Below are 18,479 nucleotides of genomic sequence, written 5' to 3' on the forward strand. Positions count from 1 at the left end.
CCCGTCCCCCTGGCGTTCCCCTCGGCGTCACCGCGTCTCCCTACGGTTCCCCACATGAGCTCCTCCCCCCGTGTCGTCGCGGTGATCCCGGCGCGGTCGGGCTCGAAGGGCATCCCCGGCAAGAACCTGCGACAGGTCGCCGGTCGCTCGCTCGTCGCGCGGTCCATCGACGCCGCCCGCGCCGCCGAGACCATCGACGCGGTGGTCGTCAGCACCGACGGTGACGCGATCGCAGCCGAGGCGCTGTCCGTCGGCGCACGGATCGTCCGCCGACCCGAGGCGCTCGCCGGCGACGAGGCCTCGTCGGAGTCCGCGTTGCTGCACGCCCTCGACGTCCTGACGGACCCCGACACCGGTGACGCCGACACCGCCCCCGAGGTGCTCGTCTTCCTGCAGGCCACCTCCCCCTTCACCCGAGCGGACGAGCTCGACGCCGCCGTCGCCCGTGTCCTGGACGGCGGCGCCGACGCGGTCCTGGCCGCCGCACCGTCGCACGCGTTCATCTGGCGCGTCGCCGAGGACGGGTCGGCCGTCGCCGTCAACCACGACGCCGCCACGCGCCCCCGCCGCCAGGACCGAGCGCCCGAGTACCGCGAGACGGGGGCGTTCTACGTGGTCCGCGTCGCCGGCTTCCGGGAGGCACGCCACCGCTTCTTCGGCCGCGTCGAGTTGGCGGTCGTCCCGGCCCGCACCGCGGTGGACATCGACGACGCCGACGACCTCGCGCTCGCCGCCGCTCTGGCCCCCCTGGTCGAGGCCGACACAAGCGCGCAGGCGCCGACACAGGCACCGGCACCGGCACCGGCACCGGCACCGGCGCAGGCACCAACACAGACACAGACATCGACACCGGCACCGGGACGACCGCAACCAGCAGCCCCTTCCGACCCCCATCCCCACCCCGCGCGGGCGACCGCCGCGGAGAACGGAGCACCATGAGCGTCCGCATCGGCCTGTCCACCATCGGCGCGGGGAACCCCGCCTACCTCATCGGGGAGATCGGCCTCAACCACAACGGCGACGTCGAGATCGCCAAGCAGCTCATCGACGTCGCCGCCGACGCCGGCATGCAGGCCGTGAAGTTCCAGAAGCGCACGCCCGAGATCTCCACGCCCGAGCACATGAAGTCCATGCCGCGCAGCACCCCCTGGGGCGACATGACCTACCTCGACTACCGGTACCGCGTCGAGTTCGACCGCGACCAGTACATCGAGATCGGCGACCACGCGACCCTGCGCGGCCTCGACTGGTTCGCGTCGCCGTGGGACGAGCCGTCGGTCGCGTTCCTCGAGGACCTCAACGTCGTCGCCTACAAGATCGCCTCGGCGTCCGTGACGGACCTCGGCATGCTCGCCGCCGTCGCCGCGACCGGCAAGCCCGTCATCCTGTCCACGGGTATGTCGACGCTCGAGCAGATCGACCGGGCCGTCTCGACGCTGGGCACCGAGCGCCTCGTGCTGATGCACGCGACCTCGACGTACCCGCTCCCCCCGGAGGAGGCGAACCTCCGCATGATCGACACCCTCGCCACGCGCTACGCCTACGCGGGCGTCCCGGTCGGCTACTCGGGCCACGAGCCGGGCCTGCAGATCTCGCTCGCCGCGGTCGCCCTGGGTGCCACCGCGGTCGAGCGGCACATCACGCTGGACCGCACGATGTGGGGCTCGGACCACGCCGCCTCGCTCGAGCCGCACGGCCTGCGCACCCTGGTCCGCGACATCCGCATCATCGAGACCGCGATGGGCGACGGCGTGAAGCGCATCTTCCCCGGCGAGGAGGCGCCCCTCGCCAAGCTCCGCCGGGTGGGTGCGTGAGCACTGCGGAGCACGACCACGACGCGGTCGGTGACGGCCGGGAGGCACGGCACCCCTCCGGCGCCGCACCCCGCCGCCGCCGGGTGGTCGGTCTGGTCGACACCGACTCCTTCGCCAAGTGGGGCGCCCACCTGCTGTCGGCGGCCCCGCCGAACTGGTCACTCGAGCTGCGGACCGTGGCGACGCCACGGTCGGCGAGCCCGGCGCAGCTGCGGGCCGCGTTCCGTGACGTCGACGCCCGTCTGGGCCCGATCGACCTCGCCCCTCCCGAGCCCCAGAGCGTGGACGAGGTCGTGGCGCGCCTCCAGGCTGACCCGCCGGACGCCGTGCTGGTGTCCTGCATCGGCCCGGTGGCGGAGGTCCTCATCGACGTGATCAGCCGGGCCGTGCCCCGACGGCCGGTCCTGCTGAGCGGGCTGCCGGGCATCTCGTTCCCGGCGAAGTGGAAGGGCGTGTTCCTCCGCGCCCGCGCGGACCTGTTCGTGTTGCACAGCCACCGCGAGGTCCGGGAGTACACGGCCCTGGCGACGGCGGGCGGTGTGGAACCGGCGTTCGCCCTCGCGACCCTGCCGTTCGCCCGACCGGCCGTCACGACACGCAGCCCGGTGCCACGCGACGCCGTGGTCTTCGCCGCGCAGCCGAGCGTGCCGAAGGAGGAGGACGAGCGTCGCCGCGTGGTCGGGTGGCTCGCCGACACCGCACGCGCGCACCCGGAGTGGCGCGTGGTGGTGAAGACGCGCGCGGCCGCCGGTGAACACCAGACGCACCGCGAGACGTACCCGTACGCGGAACTGCTGCCGCCCGACGCCCCGTCGAACCTGGTGGTCGAGGCCGGGCCGATGTCGGTGCACCTCGACCGCGCGGTGGCGCTCGTGACGATCAGTTCGACGGCCGTCCTCGAGGCAGCCGCTCGCGGGGTGCCCGCCCTGACGCTGACCGACTTCGGCACGTCCCGGACGCTCATCAACGAGGTGTTCGTCGACAGCGGGCTGGAGGGCGACGCCGACGACCTGGTGCACGGGCGGTTCGGCACGGTCCGGCCCGAGTGGATGACGGACAACTACTTCCACCCGCCCGAGGACGACGACTGGAGCGACCGTGCGGAAGCGCTCATGGCGCTGCGGGACGCGGGGCTGACGGTCGACCGGCCCGCTGCCCGCCGCAGTCGTGGCGGCGTGCTCCGGCGGGCGTGGGAGCGGCGGAACGCGCTCGGCGACCTCGACCGGTCGGCGATCGGCCGCGTGGCGGTGCTCATCGGCACACCGATCCGAGCGGTGAAACGATCGCTCCGACGGCTGCGGCGGGCGCTGCGGTCGACGCCGGTGTCCGGCGCGCCCGGGTCAGGAGGACCGGGGTCGGGCGGACCGGGGTCTTGCGGGCCGGTGGCTGGCGTGCCCGGGTCGGCGGTGTCGGCGTCGGGTGGACCGGCCGTCAGGACCGTGTCAGTCGAGGGCCTTCGCGACCGCGACGAGGAACTGGTCGCGGGTCGGGACGCCCGCTGAGCGGAACACCTCGGTGCCGTCGTCGCGTCGCACCACCACGGTGGGGGTCGAACGGATGCCGAGCTCCTCGACCAGCTCGGGGACGCCAGCGACGTCGCGCTCGGTGACCTCGAGGCCCGGCACCAGTCGGGCGGCGTCACCGACCACGCGGCGTGCGGCGGCGCACGGGGCGCAGAACGCTGACGTCCAGAGATCGACCTGCATGTGGTCCTCCAACAGCGTCGGCCCGTCGAGCACTCCCGATCGGGCCGCACCCGACCGGCCGCCCGATGCGATCTCCGGACAGCGGTCTCCGGGCGGTGGCCCTCAGGCGGTGGCCCTCAGGCCGGCGGCATCCGGGCGGCGGCATCCGGACAGCGGACGACCCCCGGCCGTCGAGGACGGACGGGGGTCGTCGGGACCGGCTACTCGCGGTCGAACTCGCCGCTGCGGTCACCGCGGTCCTGCAGGTCGTCGACCGGGTCCGACTCGTCGGGCGCGAAGGTGTAGTCGACCGAGATCTGGTCGAGGACCTGGCGCGAGCCGGTCGACTTGTAGGTGAAGGCCGTCTGGAGGCCCTCGATGTCGGCGAAGACCGTCACCTCGTCGTCCAGCGCATCGCTCGTGGCGGTGCGGGTGTCGGTGGTGCCGTCGAACGGGCCGCCGTGGAAGATGGCGGTGAACTCGTCGCCCTCGTGGATGGTGATGTCGGTCATGCTCCCTTCCTACCAGTGGGAGGGGCAGCGCCGTCCAGCCCGTCGGGAGCGGAGACGGCGGCAGGCGACGTGACGGACGCGGGGCGACCCTCCTTGCCGAATCCATAGCATGGCTATACAGTTTCAGTATGGAACAAGCGCGGGAACAGACCATCGAGACGCTCCTCGTCTCCGTCAACCGGCTCATCCGGTCCGCGCTCCAGGCCACCGGCCACACCACGTCCACCGCCGTCTGGCGCACCCTCGGCATCCTCGAGGCCGACGAGTCCCTCCGACTCGGCGAACTCGCGAAGGCGTCGCGGGTGTCCCAGCCGACCATGACCCGCCTGGTCGCCGGCATGACCGCCGACGGACTCGTCTCGCGGACCGTCGACCCCGACGACTCGCGCGGCCAGCTCATCGAGATCACCGACGCCGGCCGCGAGCGACTCGTCTCGTGGCGCGCCGCACTCACCAGCACCGTCGGCCCCCTCTTCGAGGACCTGAGCGACGACGACTGGGACGTCCTGCACGAAGCATCGGCCCTCATCGCAGCGAGGACCAGAACGGAGACCACCGCGTGAACGCGCACGCACCCGCCGGGCAGTCCGGCTCCATCCTGAAGCAGTCGTCGGCGGTCTGGGCGATCGCCTTCGCCTGCGTCGTCGCCTTCATGGGCATCGGGCTCGTCGACCCGATCCTCCCCGCGATCGCCGAGTCCCTGCGGGCGACCCCCGCGCAGACCGAACTGCTGTTCACGAGCTACCTCGCCGTCACCGGCATCGCCATGTTCTTCACCAGCTGGGTGTCGAGCCGCATCGGCGCGAAGAAGACCCTGATGACCGGGCTCGCGCTCATCGTGCTGTTCTCGGTGCTCGCCGCCGTGTCGAACGACGTCTGGACGATCATCGGCTTCCGCGCCGGCTGGGGCCTCGGGAACGCGCTCTTCATCTCCACCGCACTCGCCACCATCGTCGGTGCAGCCTCGGGCGGCACCGCGTCGGCGATCATCCTGTACGAGGCAGCGCTCGGCCTCGGCATCGCGGTCGGTCCGCTCGTCGGCGGACTGCTCGGCTCCGTGAGCTGGCGCGGACCCTTCTTCGGCGTGACCACCCTGATGGCCGTCGCGTTCATCGCCATCCTCGTGCTGCTCAAGCCCGGGATGCTCGAGAAGCCGACCCCCACCAAGCTCTCCGCACCGTTCCGCGCGCTCGGCCGCCCCGCGCTGGCCGCCCTCGCCGCGACCGCGCTCTTCTACAACATCGGCTTCTTCGTGCTGCTCGCCTACACGCCGTTCCCGCTCGGCTTCGGGGCGCTCGGCATCGGGTTCACCTTCTTCGGCTGGGGTGTCGGCCTCGCGGTCACCTCCGTCTGGGTCGCGCCGATGCTCACCGCCCGGATGCGTCGGACGAGCGTGCTCAAGCTCGCACTGCCGCTCCTCGCACTCGACCTGTTCGCCGCTGCCGTCGTCGTCCGCTCCCCCGCGGGGCTCATCGTCTGCGTCGTCGTCGGCGGCCTCGTGCTCGGCGTGCTCAACACCGTGCTCACCGAGTCCGTCATGGAGGCCACCGACCTCCCGCGCTCCGTCGCGTCCAGCGCCTACTCGGCCGTCCGGTTCATCGGCGGCGCGATCGCCCCGCCCGTCGCCACCCTGCTCGCCGACGCGTACTCGCCGAGCGCGGCGTACGTGTTCGCCGGCGCCTCGGTGGCCGTCGCGTTCGTCGTCGTCGTGGCCACCACGAAGGTCCTGCGACGTGTCGACGACGGCGCCGAGCCGGAGCGGGTCGAGGCCGAGGCGATCTCGGCCGGCGAGATGGCGTAGCGGTGGCGCGGGCGGCGCCTCGCGGGGCGGTCGCGGTCGCTGTCGCGGTCGGGAGGCGCGGGGGCGTCGGTCGCGCCACGCACGTCGCGCACGTCGGTCACATCGCAGTCGTCGGTCGCGTCGCAGTCGTCGGTCGCGTCGCAGCCGTCGGTCGCGTCGTCGGTGCTGGCCGCCGCGTGCGGGGCGTCGGTCGCGTCGGTGGGCGGAAGTAGGATCGGGGACATGTCTGCAGCGAATGACCGCCTCGTCTGGATCGACTGTGAGATGACGGGCCTCGACGTCGCGGTCGACGAGCTCGTCGAGGTCGCGGTCGTCGTCACGGACTTCGACCTCAACCCGGTGCACCCGGGCTTCGACATCGTCATCAAGCCGGACCAGTCCGCGCTCGACAACATGAACGAGTTCGTGACGAAGATGCACACCACCTCGGGCCTGATCGAGGAGATCCCGAACGGGGTGTCCCTGGCCGATGCCGAGTACCAGGTGCTCGAGTACATCCTCGCCCACGTCCCCGCCGAGGGCACCGCTCCCCTGGCCGGCAACACCATCGGGACCGACCGGGCCTTCCTGGCGAAGTACATGCCCCGCATCGACGCCCACCTGCACTACCGGAGCGTCGACGTGTCGAGCATCAAGGAGCTCTGCCGCCGCTGGTTCCCGCGCGTGTACTTCAACTCGCCCGAGAAGCACGGCGGGCACCGCGCCCTCGCCGACATCCTCGAGTCGATCCGTGAGCTCGAGTACTACCGCCGCGCCGGGTTCACGCCCGAGCCGGGGCCCGCGAGCGACGACGTGAAGGCCGTCGCCGCCGAGGTCGTGGCGAAGTGGGAGTCACGTCTGGCCCCGCAGCCCGCCGAGTAGGATCGGGTGGTCCAAGCGGGGGCTCGGATGTACTACAATCGAGTGGTTGCTCCGGCTCGCCGGACCGACACATGGTGGGTATAGCTCAGCTGGTAGAGCGCCTGGTTGTGGTCCAGGAGGTCGCGGGTTCAAGCCCCGTTACTCACCCCAGTCTCCACGAAGGCCCTCGTCCGACGGACGGGGGCCTTCGGCGTTCCCCCGTGCGCCGCCGTCCACGATGCCGACGCCGCTGGCCAGGGATCGCACGGGCAGGCGTGTCACGATCGGACCCGTGATGGAGATGGCAGCCGAGGACTTCGAGCAACTCGTGACCGACGAGCTCGACCGGCTCCCCGACGACATGGTGGACGGTCTCGAGAACGTCGTCTTCGTCGTCGAGGACGAGCCCGAGGACGGGTCGGACCTGTTCGGCATCTACGACGGCGTCGCCCAGACCGAACGCGGGCAGTACGGGTTCGGCGAACTGCCCGACCGCATCGTCGTCTACCGGAAGCAGCACCTGGCGGAGTGCGACACGCTCGAGGAGCTCGCCGACGAAGTGCACACCACGCTCGTGCACGAGATCGGGCACTTCTACGGGATCGACGACGAGCGACTGCACGAGCTCGGCTGGGCGTAGCGCTCGGCCCGGATGCGGCAGGTCTACGACCGCAGGACCACGTCCGCGAGTGACGCCGGGTCCTCGGCCGCGATGAAGGCGTCCTCCTGCCGGGCCCACCGCTCCCACTGCCGCGCGAAGGTCTCACCGTCCCGGTCGATGGCCCGGCGCCGACGTTCCCGGTCGTCGGCCGTCATCCACACCCGCAGCGACCCGAGGGCCGCCGATGCGCGGGAGAGCGCACCGCACCCCTCGACGACGATCGGCGACGCCGGGTCGACGGACACCCAGCCCGCCGGCTCCGACGCCGTCCAGTCCCACCGCCGGTAGCCCGACGGGGCGCCGAGGACCTCGTGCACGACGGCGTCCGCCGCGGCGCGGAGGCCGTCCCACCCCGGGTACACGTCGTCCAGGTGCACGAGCGTCGCGTCGAGCTCGGCCGCGAGGGCGTTCCCGAGCGTCGTCTTGCCGGTTCCCGACCGTCCGTCGACGAGCACGACGAGGCGGTCGTGCCCCGCAGCTGATGCGGCCGATCGCGCGCGGGCGGCGAGGGCCGTGACGGAGGTGGGGCGGGCCTCCCGTCCGGTGCCCGCGGCGTTCCCCTCCGGACCCGTCGTGGACGCGCCGTCAGGCACGCCAGGTCCCCGCCAGGACGGCCGCGGCGACGGCGACCACGCCGATCCCGACGAGCACGGCGAGCATCGCCCACTCCGGGCCCGCGAACCGCACCGGCCGCGCCCACGTCCGCGGACCGGGGGCGCCGAACCCGCGCGACTCCATCGCGACCGCGAGCGTCGTCGCCCGTCGGAGGGCGACGACGAGCAGGCCGAACGCCATCGACACGCCACGGCGGAGGCGTCCGCGGTCGGCGACCCCTCGGGCGCGTCGGGCCATCGCGAGCTGCCGCCAGTCGTCGCCGAGGAGCGTCATCATCCGGATCGCCGCGAGGGCGCCGAGCACGAACCGGGCGGGCAACCGGAGCACCTGCGCGAGCCCGTCGGCGAGGTCCGTCACGTCCGTCCGGACGAACAGCACGATGCCCGGGATGCCGACCGCGAGCACGCGGAGCATCGTCGCGAGCGCCAGCTGCAACGACCCGTCCGTGACGTGCGCGAACAGGAAATCGAACCACACACGGCCGGACGCCTGCCCGTAGAGCGCGATGCTGAGACCCGTCAGCGGGACGGCGACCAGGACCGGCGAGGTCCGCAGCAGCAGGGTGCGGACCGGGATGCGGAGCAGCGGTAGCAGGGCGAGTTCGAGCAGCAGGGCCACGGTCGCGGACACGAGGTCCAGGCTGAGCACCAGGACGATGCCGAGCGCGATGACCCCGAGGAGCGCGGCGACCGGCTGGACGCCGTCGATGCCGCGGCGGGGTCGGACGGGAGGCTCGGCTCCGGCCCGACCGACCGCGTCCGTCGTCGGGGCGGTCACCGTGGCTCCCCCGCCGGCGCCGGCGCCGGTGCCGGCGTCGGAGCCGGAGCTGCGGCCGGCGTCGGAGTCGGGTCGGGCGTGGGGCGCTCGACGCGCGTGGCGCCGTCAACGGCGAGGACGACCTCGTCGGCGTCGAGCGCGCGGACGAGGTCCTGGTCGTGTGTGATGACGACGAGCGCGGTGCCGTCGTCGGCGAGGGCGCCGAGTCGCTCGACGACGGCGCCCCACGTCGCGCGGTCCTGCCCGGAGGTCGGCTCGTCGAGCACGAGGACGGGCGGCCGCGCGGCGATCACCGCGCCGATCGCCAGCCGGCGCTGCTCACCGCCGGAGAGCGTGAACGGGTTGGCGTCGGCGAGGTGGTCGAGGGCGAAGGCGTCGAGGACCTCGGTGACGCGTGCGGCGACGTCGTCCTCGGGGAACCCGAGTGCGGTCGGCCCGGCGGCGATCTCCTCGCGGACGGACCGGGCGATGAACTGGTGCTCCGGGTCCTGGAAGACGGTGCCGATGCGGGCCGCGAGCTCGCGACTCGACCAGCCGAGCGGGGCGGTGCCGAGCGCCCCGGCCAGCGTCGGTGTGGCCTCGAGGACCCCGCCGCCGGGACGGAGCAGTCCGGCCAGGGTGAGCCCCAGCGTGCTCTTGCCGACCCCGTTCGGTCCGGTGACCGCGAGGACGCGACCGCTCTGCACGTCGAGGTCGATGCCGTGGCCGACGGAACGGTGCCGGCCCCGAGAGGTCGCGAGACCCCGGGCGTGGAGCAGGGCCGTGTCGGGTGCACCCTCGGCGGCGGTCTGCTCGGGCGGACGGGAAGCGGGCTGACGGGGAGCGGTCGGGCCGGGAGCGGTCGGGCGATGGAGGGCGGGTCCGCTGCCAGCTGCTCCGCTGGGGGCGGGTCCGCTGCCGGCTGCTCCGCTGGGGGCGGGTCCGCTGTCGGCGGCTCCCCGGCGGGCGGTTCCCCGGCCGGGTGCCGCTCCGGGCAGCCAGACGCCGCCGCGGGCGAGGGCGTCCCCGTGCTGGGCGAGGACGTCGGTCGGCGTCCCGTCGGCGACGACGCCGCCCCCGGGCTCGAGGAGCACGAGACGGTCGACCAGGTCCAACCAGGTGCCGATGCGGTGCTCCACGACGAGGAGCGTCGCACCCGTGTCGTCGAGCAGTGCCCGGACGGCGTCGTGCACCTGGGACACGCCGTCGGGGTCGAGGTTCGCGCACGGTTCGTCGAGGACGAGCGCCCCCGGACGCATCGCCAGCACCCCGGCGAGGGCGAGCCGCTGCCGCTGGCCGCCCGACAGTCGGGAGGTGGAACGGTCGAGCGGCAGGTCGAGCCCGACCACGTCGAGCGCGTGCTGCACCCGCGGCCAGATCTCCGCTCGCGGGACGCCGGTGTTCTCGCACCCGAAGGCCACGTCGTCCCCGAGGCGTGACATGACGGTGTGCGCCTCGGGGTCCTGCATGACGAGGCCGACCCGGCCGCGGACGGTGCGCGGTTCGGCTTCGTCGACGAGGACCGTGCCCTCGACCGCCGCCGCGGTGTCGTCCGCGTCGTCCGGGTCGTCGGCGAGCACCCCGGCGGCGGCCCGCAGCAGGGTCGACTTGCCGGCGCCCGAGGGACCGACGACCGCGACCCGCTCCCCGGGGCCGACGACGAGGTCGACCCCGCGGACGGCCCAGGCGTGCCGCTCCGGGTAGCGCCAGCCCCAGCCGGAGAAGGCGATCCGTGCGGGGACGGTCGTCACGCTGCGGAGGCTCGTGGCCGGCGCCCCTGCTCCCGTCCGGCCGCGAACGACGAGAGGACACCGGTGCGGGCGAGTGCGCGGACGAGCAGCCACGACCCGAGGCCGGAGATGACGACCCCCGAGACGATCGCGCAGATGACGTAGACGACCTGGAAGGAGGCGGTCGCGCCGGCGTAGTACCGGAAGGCGTCGTTCAGGCCGAGTGCGAGCCCGGTGGCAGCGCCGGCGAGCATGACGACCGGCAGACGCCAGACGCTGTACAGGAAGATCGCGAAGACGATCTCAGCGCCGATGCCCTGGACGAGCCCGGACAACAGAGTGCCCCAGCCCCACTGGGTGCCGAGCATGGCCTCGACCGACGCGGCGACGATCTCGCCGAACAGTGCGGCACCCGGCTTGCGGACGACGATCGCGACGAGCGGCCCGGCGAGCAGCCAGACCCCGCCGACCAGGGCCTGCGACCCGGGCAGGACGAGACCGAGCCCCGCGCCGATCGGCTCGTAGGCGAAGTCCCAGAGCTTGAAGACGACGCCGACCGCGACGGCGAGGACCGCGGCGACGACGATGTCGACGACGCGCCAGCGCAGTGAGCGCTTGGCGGTGGGCCGTCCGGTGGGCGTGACGATGGGTGTGCCAGTGGACATCGCGATGACTCCTCCCTGCGCCGGCATGATCCGGATCAGGTTCGACGGTCGGAGCGCGGTTCGCTCCCTCTCAGCCCGCTCTGGCGGACTCCCGTGTGTGTCCCAGCAGTGTACCCACCGGACCGTAGGCGCGTGGTCACGTGACCACGGGCCTCCGTCCCGGTCAGGCGGTCACTTCTTGAGCGCGCGCACCAGCTTGACGAGCACCTTGCCGCCGACCCAGATGACCGGGATGCTGACGGTGAGGAGCGCGATGAGGTTCGGCTCGAACGCGAGGTCCTGCCCCGGGCGGCGGACGTACGCGCCGACCGGCAGCGAGACGGCACCGCCGCCACCGCCGCCCGCGCCGTCCTCGTCGGCGTCGGAGCCGCCGCCGAAGCCGTACCAGTTGACGGACACGGGGATCAGGGTGCTGTCCCCGACGTCCACCGGGTCGCCGTAGTTCGAGGCGACGCCGACGGGCCGCACCTTGTCTGCGATCTGCGTGACGATGTTGGTCATGGCGGCGACGCTACTCCGCGCGGACTGGCCGTCGGGCCGCTCGTGACGATCTGTGGAGAAGGGCCGACCCGTCGCGCCCGTGGTCCGCCCTGTGGAGGAACGGTCCCGCCTCCGTCGCGTCCGCCTGTGGAGCACGCGCTCCCTCCACAGGGCGCGCCAGCGGCGCGGACATCACAGGGGTCCGCCGATACGTTGGCCCAGTTCACCCCTTCTGGAGGCACGTTTGCACACCTGGCCCGGCAACCCCTACCCGCTCGGCGCGACCTACGACGGCAGCGGCACCAACTTCGCCGTGTTCAGCGAGGTCGCCGAAGGGGTCGAGCTCTGCCTGTTCGACGCCGACGGCACCGAGGAGCGCGTCCGCCTCGTCGAGGTCGACGCGCACGTCTGGCACGCGTACCTGCCGACCGTCGGCCCGGGGCAGGAGTACGGGTTCCGCGTGCACGCGCCGTACGACCCGGCCAACGGGCTGCGCTCGAACCCCGCCAAGCTGCTGCTCGACCCGTACGCCAAGGCGACCAGCGGTGACATCGACTGGGACCAGTCCCTGTTCTCGTACACGTTCGGCGACCCGGACTCGACCAACGACGAGGACTCCGCGTCCCACATGGTCAAGGGCGTCGTGATCAACCCGTTCTTCGACTGGCAGGGCGACCGGGCTCCCCGCATCCCCTACGGCGAGACCGTCATCTACGAAGCCCACGTGAAGGGCCTCACCGAGACGCACCCCGACGTGCCCGAGGAGCAGCGCGGCACCTACGCCGGCGTCGCGCACCCGGCCGTCATCGAGCACCTGAAGCGACTCGGCGTGACCACGCTCGAGCTCATGCCGGTGCACCAGTTCGTGAACGACTCGACCCTGCAGGACAAGGGGCTGTCGAACTACTGGGGCTACAACACGATCGGCTTCTTCGCGCCGCACGCGCACTACTCGTCGTCCGGCGACGGCGGGCAGCAGGTGCAGGAGTTCAAGACGATGGTGCGGGAGCTGCACCGGGCCGGCATCGAGGTCGTCATCGACGTGGTCTACAACCACACCGCGGAGGGCAACCACCTCGGCCCGACGCTGTCGTTCCGCGGCATCGACAACGCCGCCTACTACCGCCTGATGGACGACGACAAGCGGTACTACATGGACGTCACGGGCACCGGGAACTCGCTCAACGTCGGCCACCCGCACTCGCTGCAGCTCATCATGGACTCGCTCCGCTACTGGGTGACCGAGATGCACGTCGACGGCTTCCGCTTCGACCTCGCCGCCGCCCTGGCCCGCGAGTTCTACGAGGTCGACCGTCTGTCGGCGTTCTTCGAACTCGTGCAACAGGACCCGATCGTGTCGCAGGTGAAGCTCATCGCCGAGCCGTGGGACGTCGGCCCCGGCGGGTACCAGGTCGGCAACTTCCCCCCGCAGTGGTCGGAGTGGAACGGCAAGTACCGCGACACCGTGCGCGACTTCTGGCGGGGCGAGCCCTCGACCCTCGGCGAGTTCGCCTCACGCATCTCCGGGTCGGCCGACCTCTACGAGCACGACGGCCGCACGCCCAAGGCGAGCATCAACTTCATCACCGCCCACGACGGCTTCACGCTCCACGACCTCGTCGCCTACAACGAGAAGCACAACGACGCCAACGGCGAGGACAACAACGACGGCGAGAGCCACAATCGCTCGTGGAACTCCGGCGTCGAGGGCCCGACGGACGACCCCGAGGTCACCGCGCTCCGGCTGCAGCGTCGACGGAACTTCCTTGCCACGCTGCTGCTCAGCCAGGGCGTGCCGATGATCGCGCACGGTGACGAGCTCGGCCGCACGCAGCAGGGCAACAACAACGTCTACGCGCAGGACTCCGAGCTCAGCTGGATCGACTGGGCCACCGCCGACGACGAGCTCATCCAGTTCACCGCCGACGTCGTCAAGCTCCGCCACGACCACCCGACCTTCCGCCGGACCCGGTACTTCAACGGTCGTCCGGTCCGCCGTGGCGAGGGCGAACCGCTGCCCGACGTCGTGTGGCTGACCCCCGCGGGTGACGCCATGCAGCCCGAGGAGTGGGACTCCGGGTTCGGCAAGAGCGTCGGCATGTACCTGAACGGCGAGGGCATCCGCGGCCGTGACGCCCGTGGGGAGCGCGTCACCGACGTGGCCTTCCTGACGTACTTCAACGCGCACGACGGCGTCGTCACCTTCACGCTGCCGCCCGAGGAGTACTCCCCGGGTTGGACGGTGCGCATCGACACCGCCGAGCCCGGCGCTCGCGAAGAGGTGCTCGAGGCCGGTGAGCCGCTCGACGTGCCCGCGCGGTCGATGATCGTCCTGCGCGCCGAGCCGGAGCACGAGATCCAGCGGACGCCGGTCGACACGGCGCAGCAGGGCGAGCCCGAGCACCCGGCGGCGACCCCCGCCAACCCGGCCGCCTCCGCGGCGCCGAGCGCTGCCGGGACGGCCGGTGCCGCCGGCGTCCCGGCAGCCGCCTCCTCCGCCTCCGCGGCTGAGCCCACGACCGACGCTGCACCCGTCAGCGACGCACCCGACCCCACCGAGACCGACACCCCTGGGAGTGCCGCATGACCCGCCGCCACCCGACCTCGACCTACCGTCTGCAGGTCACGGCCGACTTCGACCTCAGCGCCGCCCGTGACGTCGTGGACTACGTCCGCGACCTCGGCGCCGACTGGATCTACCTCTCCCCCGTCCTCCAGGCCGAGCCCGGCTCCGGACACGGGTACGACGTCGTCGACCACACGCACGTCGACACCGAGCGGGGTGGGGACGACGCACTCCGTGCCCTCGCCGACGCCGCGCACGCGGTCGGGCTCGGCGTCCTGGTCGACGTCGTGCCGAACCACGTCGGCGTCGCCACGCCCGCCGTGAACCCGTGGTGGTGGTCGCTGCTCGAGCACGGGCAGGAGTCCCCCGTCGCGTGGGCCTTCGACGTCGACTGGGCAGCGGGCGACGGACGCATCCGCGTCCCGGTCCTCGACGACCGGCTGCTCGAGGGCGTCACGCTCGACCGCGGAACCGGCGACGGCTCGGCCGACGGTCCGCGCCTGCTCGTGGGTGAGACCGCCTACCCGACCGCTCCCGGCACCGTCCAGGACGGCGACGACGTCGAGGCCGTGCACGCACGCCAGCACTACGAGTTCGTGCACTGGAAGCGCGCCGACTCCGAGCTGAACTACCGCCGCTTCTTCGCGGTGAACACCCTCGCGGCCATCCGCGTCGAGGAGCCCGAGGTCTTCGCGGCCTCCCACGGCGTCATCGGCTCGTGGTTCCGCGACGGCCTGGTCGACGGGCTGCGGATCGACCACCCGGACGGGCTGTACGACCCGGCCGGGTACCTGGACGACCTCGCCGACCTGACCGGTGGCGCCTACACGCTCGTCGAGAAGATCCTCGAGCCCGGCGAGCTCCTGCCCGCGTCGTGGCCCGTCGACGGCACGACCGGGTACGACGCGCTCGGCTTCGTCGACCGGGTGTTCGTCGACCCCGCGGGCGAGGCACCGCTAGCCGCCCTCGAGGACCGGCTGCGCGGCGCACACGTGGCGTGGCAGGACCTGACCCGCGGTACGCGCCGTGGCATCGCCGACGGCATCCTGAACAGCGAGGTCCGGCGCCTGGCCCGTCTGCTCGTCACCGATCCGAGCGTGCAGGGTGTGGGCGAGCCCCTCGCCGAGGAGCGCATCGTCGACGCGGTCGCCGAGGTCGTCGCGAGCTTCGAGGTCTACCGCACGTACCTGCCCGAGGGCATCCACCACCTCATCGAGGCGCTCGAGGTCGCGGCGGAGTCCCGTCCGGACCTCGCCGACGTGGTCGACCGCATCGCCCCGGCGCTCTGCGACCCGGACAACGCCGCCGCGGTCCGACTGCAGCAGACCAGCGGGATGGTGATGGCGAAGGGTGTCGAGGACACGGCCTTCTACCGCACCTCGCGGCTCTCGTCCCTCAGCGAGGTCGGCGGCGACCCGAGCGTCTTCGCCGCGACCACCGCGGAGTTCCACGCCGCACAGGTCGAGCGCCTGGCGAGCTGGCCGTCCGCCATGACGACCCTGACCACGCACGACACCAAGCGCAGCGAGGACACCCGGGCGCGGATCGCCGTGCTGGCGGAGCTCGGTGGCGAGTGGACCGAGGTCTTCGACCGGCTGAACGGTCTCGCGCCGCTCGAGGACGGCGTCTTCGCGAACCTGCTCTGGCAGGCGATCGTCGGCGCCCGACCGGCATCCCGCGAGCGGCTGCACGCGTACGCCGAGAAGGCCTCGCGCGAAGCCGGTGACAGCACGACCTGGACCGAACCGGACGAGGCCTTCGAGCGCCAGATGCACGCGCTCGTCGACGCCGCGTTCGACGACCCGGACGTCGTCGCCGTCCTCGACGCCCTCGACGAGCGCATCACCGCCGCCGGATGGTCGAACGGCCTCGGCGCGAAGATCCTGCAGCTCACCGCCCCCGGCGTCCCCGACGTCTACCAGGGCACCGAGGCGTGGGACCGCTCGCTCGTCGACCCGGACAACCGCCGACCGGTGGACTACGCCGAGCGCCGCCGCGTGCTCGCCGGCCTCGACGGTGCGGACGACGACGGGCCCGACGCGCTCCCCGCGATCGACCTCGACGCCGCCGCCAAGACGCTCGTCACCAGCCGGTCGCTCCGCCTCCGCCGTGACCGCCCGGAGCTCTTCACCCGGTACGTGCCGCTCGACGCGACCGGCCCGGCAGCCGACCACGTCGTCGCGTTCGACCGCGGTGGCGCCGTCACGGTGGCCACGCGCCTGCCCCTCGGCCTCGCGGCCGTGGGCGGCTGGGCGGACACGCTCCTGCACGTCGTCCCGGTGGAGCGGGTCGACCTGCTGACCGGTCGCCGCTTCCCTGCCGACCGCGACCTGCTGCTCGACGAGGTGCTCGCCGACTACCCGGTCGCGCTCCTCGTCCCGGCCGACGTCGTCGACGGAGCCGGGCACGACGCCGCGAGCACCGGCACCACCAGCACCAGCACGAGCACCAGCACCAGCACCAGCACCAGCACCGATGACACCGAGACCGACGCCCAGGCAGAGGTCGAGATCCTGGAGGGTCACGCATGACCAGTCCCGACCGCTACGGCGTCTGGGCCCCCGAGCCCGAGCGCGTCCGCCTCGTCGTCGACGACACCGAGTACGCACTCACCCGCGGCGACGACGACTGGTGGACCACCGACGAGGTCCTCCCCGTCGTCGGCGCCCGCTACGGCTTCCGCATCGGTGACGACGACGCCGTCCGCCCGGACCCGCGCAGCCGCTTCCAGCCCGAAGGTGTCCACGGCCCGTCCGAGGTCGTCGACCCGGCACGTTTCGCGTGGACCGACGACGCCTGGACCGGTCGCCCGGCCCGCGGCGGCGTGATCTACGAGATGCACGTCGGCACCTACACTCCCGAGGGCACGCTCGACGCGGCCGCGGCGAAGCTCGAGCACCTGGTCGAGCTCGGGGTCGAGTTCGTCGAGCTCCTGCCCGTGAACGGTGTCAACGGCGAGTGGAACTGGGGCTACGACGGGGTGGCGTGGTTCGCCGTGCACGCCCCGTACGGCGGCCCGGACGCCTACGACCGCTTCGTCGACCGGGCGCACGCGCTCGGCCTCGGCGTCATCCAGGACGTCGTGTACAACCACCTCGGACCGAGCGGCAACTACCTGCCGCTGTACGGGCCGTACCTCGTGCAGGGCCTGGCGAACACCTGGGGTGACTCGGTCAACGTCGAGCACCCCGAGGTGCGGCGCTACGTTCTCGACAACGTGCGCATGTGGTTCCGTGACCACCACGTCGACGGCCTCCGTCTCGACGCCGTGCACGCGATCCGCGACACCACCCGGCCGCACGTCCTGGCCGAGATGGCCAGCGAGACCGACGCCTACTCGGCGTTCACAGGCAAGCCGCTGTCGCTCATCGCCGAGTCGGACCTCAACGACCCGGTGATGTTCCGTCCGCGCGAGGCCGCGGGCTACGGGCTCGCCGGCCAGTGGTCGGACGACTTCCACCACGCCGTGCACGTCGCGGTGACCGGGGAGACGAACGGCTACTACGCCGACTTCGCGCCGCTGACCGCGCTGGCGAAGGTGCTCGACCACGGCTTCTTCCACGACGGCACCTGGTCGTCGTTCCGTGGCTCGCGCCACGGTCGGCCGATCGACCGGGGCACCTCCCCCACGACCGCCCTCGTGGTCGCGAACCAGAACCACGACCAGATCGGCAACCGTGCCGCGGGCGACCGCCTGGCGGCCACCGTGTCCGACGAGGGCCTGGTCATCGCAGCGGCCCTGACCCTGCTCGGCCCGTTCACGCCGATGCTGTTCATGGGCGAGGAGTTCGCGGCGACGACGCCCTGGCAGTTCTTCACGTCGCACCCCGAGCCGGAGCTCGGCAAGGTGACGGCCGAGGGTCGCATCAAGGAGTTCGCGCAGCACGGTTGGGACGAGTCGACCGTGCCGGACCCGCAGGACCCGACGACGTTCACGAACTCGAAACTCGACTGGTCCGACGTGGACTCGGAGCGCGGCGCCCGGGTCCTCAACGCCTACCGGGTGCTCGTCGCCCTCCGCCGGACCGACGAGGCCTTCGTCGACCACCGGTACGAGGCGAACGCGGTCCGCTTCAGCGAGGACGAGCGCTGGCTGGTGCTCACCCGCGGGCTGCTCGGCCCGACCGCAGCGCCGGTGCACGTGGTCGTGAACCTCTCGGACGACGCGACCGAGGTCCCTCTCGTCGGCGCCACCGGCGAGGTGCTGTTCAGCTTCGGCGACGCGGACTTCGACACGGACGGCGTCCGCTTCGGCGGCCGCGGCCTCGTGGTCGTGCGCTGACGGCGTCCGGCGAGCGGGGTCGCTGAGCACGCGCCCACACGACGGACGGGAGGCCCGGTACGAGCTGGTACC

At 72.5% G+C, this 18,479-nt stretch carries 17 protein-coding genes, 1 tRNA gene and 1 riboswitch; of the genes, 11 read left to right on the plus strand and 7 right to left on the minus strand.

Annotated elements, in window-relative coordinates; genetic code table 11:
* Positions 1 to 54 precede the first annotated feature (54 nt).
* The 3 genes from KM842_RS08470 to KM842_RS08480 are packed head-to-tail and all read left to right on the plus strand — an operon-like array spanning position 55 to position 3,316.
* A complete protein-coding gene (locus KM842_RS08470; protein WP_253206052.1) occupies positions 55 to 939 on the plus strand; it encodes an acylneuraminate cytidylyltransferase family protein in 885 nt (294 codons plus the stop codon).
* Positions 936 to 1,814 carry an N-acetylneuraminate synthase family protein gene (locus KM842_RS08475; protein ID WP_216257514.1) on the plus strand — a complete coding sequence of 293 codons (879 nt, stop codon included), beginning with the start codon at positions 936 to 938 and terminating at the stop codon, positions 1,812 to 1,814. The genes KM842_RS08470 and KM842_RS08475 overlap by 4 nt, the downstream gene beginning before the upstream one ends.
* Positions 1,811 to 3,316 carry a DUF6716 putative glycosyltransferase gene (locus KM842_RS08480; protein WP_216257515.1) on the plus strand — a complete coding sequence of 502 codons (1,506 nt, stop codon included), beginning with the start codon at positions 1,811 to 1,813 and terminating at the stop codon, positions 3,314 to 3,316. Before KM842_RS08475 ends, KM842_RS08480 begins: the two co-directional genes overlap by 4 nt.
* Here KM842_RS08480 and KM842_RS08485 read toward each other — a convergent pair.
* Entirely contained in the window at positions 3,257 to 3,520 is a 264-nt protein-coding gene (locus tag KM842_RS08485; RefSeq protein ID WP_216257516.1) for a thioredoxin family protein, read from the minus strand. The genes KM842_RS08480 and KM842_RS08485 overlap by 60 nt on opposite strands.
* Before the next feature lie 200 nt (positions 3,521 to 3,720).
* Complete coding sequence (locus tag KM842_RS08490; RefSeq protein ID WP_216257519.1) at positions 3,721 to 4,011, minus strand: hypothetical protein; 291 nt, start codon at positions 4,009 to 4,011, stop codon at positions 3,721 to 3,723.
* Between the two features lie 128 nt (positions 4,012 to 4,139).
* Between KM842_RS08490 and KM842_RS08495 the strand changes: the two genes are divergently transcribed.
* From KM842_RS08495 to KM842_RS08515, 5 genes are all read left to right on the plus strand, one after another.
* Positions 4,140 to 4,574 (plus strand): MarR family winged helix-turn-helix transcriptional regulator, encoded by a 435-nt coding sequence (locus tag KM842_RS08495; protein ID WP_216257520.1) that lies wholly within the window; start codon positions 4,140 to 4,142, stop codon positions 4,572 to 4,574.
* On the plus strand, positions 4,571 to 5,812 hold the full coding sequence (locus KM842_RS08500) for an MFS transporter (RefSeq protein WP_216257521.1): 1,242 nt from the start codon (positions 4,571 to 4,573) through the stop codon (positions 5,810 to 5,812). The genes KM842_RS08495 and KM842_RS08500 overlap by 4 nt, the downstream gene beginning before the upstream one ends.
* A gap of 222 nt (positions 5,813 to 6,034) precedes the next feature.
* Positions 6,035 to 6,673 (plus strand): oligoribonuclease, encoded by a 639-nt coding sequence (orn, locus tag KM842_RS08505; protein ID WP_216257522.1) that lies wholly within the window; start codon positions 6,035 to 6,037, stop codon positions 6,671 to 6,673.
* Positions 6,674 to 6,747: 74 nt separating this feature from the next.
* Positions 6,748 to 6,823 (plus strand) — tRNA-His (locus KM842_RS08510).
* 124 nt (positions 6,824 to 6,947) lie between these two features.
* Positions 6,948 to 7,292 (plus strand): metallopeptidase family protein, encoded by a 345-nt coding sequence (locus tag KM842_RS08515; protein ID WP_253206358.1) that lies wholly within the window; start codon positions 6,948 to 6,950, stop codon positions 7,290 to 7,292.
* A gap of 23 nt (positions 7,293 to 7,315) precedes the next feature.
* Here KM842_RS08515 and KM842_RS08520 read toward each other — a convergent pair whose 3' ends face one another.
* The 5 genes from KM842_RS08520 to KM842_RS08540 form a co-directional block, all read right to left on the minus strand.
* Complete coding sequence (locus KM842_RS08520) at positions 7,316 to 7,906, minus strand: nucleoside/nucleotide kinase family protein (RefSeq protein WP_216257524.1); 591 nt, start codon at positions 7,904 to 7,906, stop codon at positions 7,316 to 7,318.
* Positions 7,899 to 8,705: an energy-coupling factor transporter transmembrane component T family protein gene (locus KM842_RS08525; RefSeq protein ID WP_253206053.1), complete on the minus strand. Its 807-nt coding sequence runs from the start codon at positions 8,703 to 8,705 to the stop codon at positions 7,899 to 7,901. The genes KM842_RS08520 and KM842_RS08525 overlap by 8 nt, the downstream gene beginning before the upstream one ends.
* Positions 8,702 to 10,435: an ABC transporter ATP-binding protein gene (locus tag KM842_RS08530; protein WP_216257525.1), complete on the minus strand. Its 1,734-nt coding sequence runs from the start codon at positions 10,433 to 10,435 to the stop codon at positions 8,702 to 8,704. The genes KM842_RS08525 and KM842_RS08530 overlap by 4 nt, the downstream gene beginning before the upstream one ends.
* Complete coding sequence (locus tag KM842_RS08535; protein WP_216257526.1) at positions 10,432 to 11,079, minus strand: ECF transporter S component; 648 nt, start codon at positions 11,077 to 11,079, stop codon at positions 10,432 to 10,434. The genes KM842_RS08530 and KM842_RS08535 overlap by 4 nt, the downstream gene beginning before the upstream one ends.
* Positions 11,074 to 11,184: riboswitch (TPP riboswitch) on the minus strand. It overlaps the preceding gene by 6 nt.
* A 66-nt stretch (positions 11,185 to 11,250) precedes the next feature.
* On the minus strand, positions 11,251 to 11,580 hold the full coding sequence (locus tag KM842_RS08540) for a hypothetical protein (RefSeq protein ID WP_216257527.1): 330 nt from the start codon (positions 11,578 to 11,580) through the stop codon (positions 11,251 to 11,253).
* A gap of 223 nt (positions 11,581 to 11,803) precedes the next feature.
* Between KM842_RS08540 and glgX the strand changes: the two genes are divergently transcribed.
* Genes glgX through treZ form a run of 3 tightly spaced genes read left to right on the plus strand, consistent with a single transcriptional unit; the run spans position 11,804 to position 18,407 of the window.
* Positions 11,804 to 14,146, plus strand: coding sequence for a glycogen debranching protein GlgX (glgX, locus tag KM842_RS08545; RefSeq protein WP_216257529.1), 2,343 nt, complete (start codon positions 11,804 to 11,806; stop codon positions 14,144 to 14,146).
* Positions 14,143 to 16,656: a malto-oligosyltrehalose synthase gene (gene treY / locus KM842_RS08550; RefSeq protein WP_216257531.1), complete on the plus strand. Its 2,514-nt coding sequence runs from the start codon at positions 14,143 to 14,145 to the stop codon at positions 16,654 to 16,656. The genes glgX and treY overlap by 4 nt, the downstream gene beginning before the upstream one ends.
* On the plus strand, positions 16,653 to 18,407 hold the full coding sequence (gene treZ, locus KM842_RS08555; RefSeq protein ID WP_216257533.1) for a malto-oligosyltrehalose trehalohydrolase: 1,755 nt from the start codon (positions 16,653 to 16,655) through the stop codon (positions 18,405 to 18,407). Before treY ends, treZ begins: the two co-directional genes overlap by 4 nt.
* Positions 18,408 to 18,479 lie beyond the last annotated feature (72 nt).

This window comes from Curtobacterium sp. L6-1, from assembly GCF_018885305.1.
Taxonomy (GTDB): Bacteria; Actinomycetota; Actinomycetes; order Actinomycetales; family Microbacteriaceae; genus Curtobacterium; species Curtobacterium aetherium.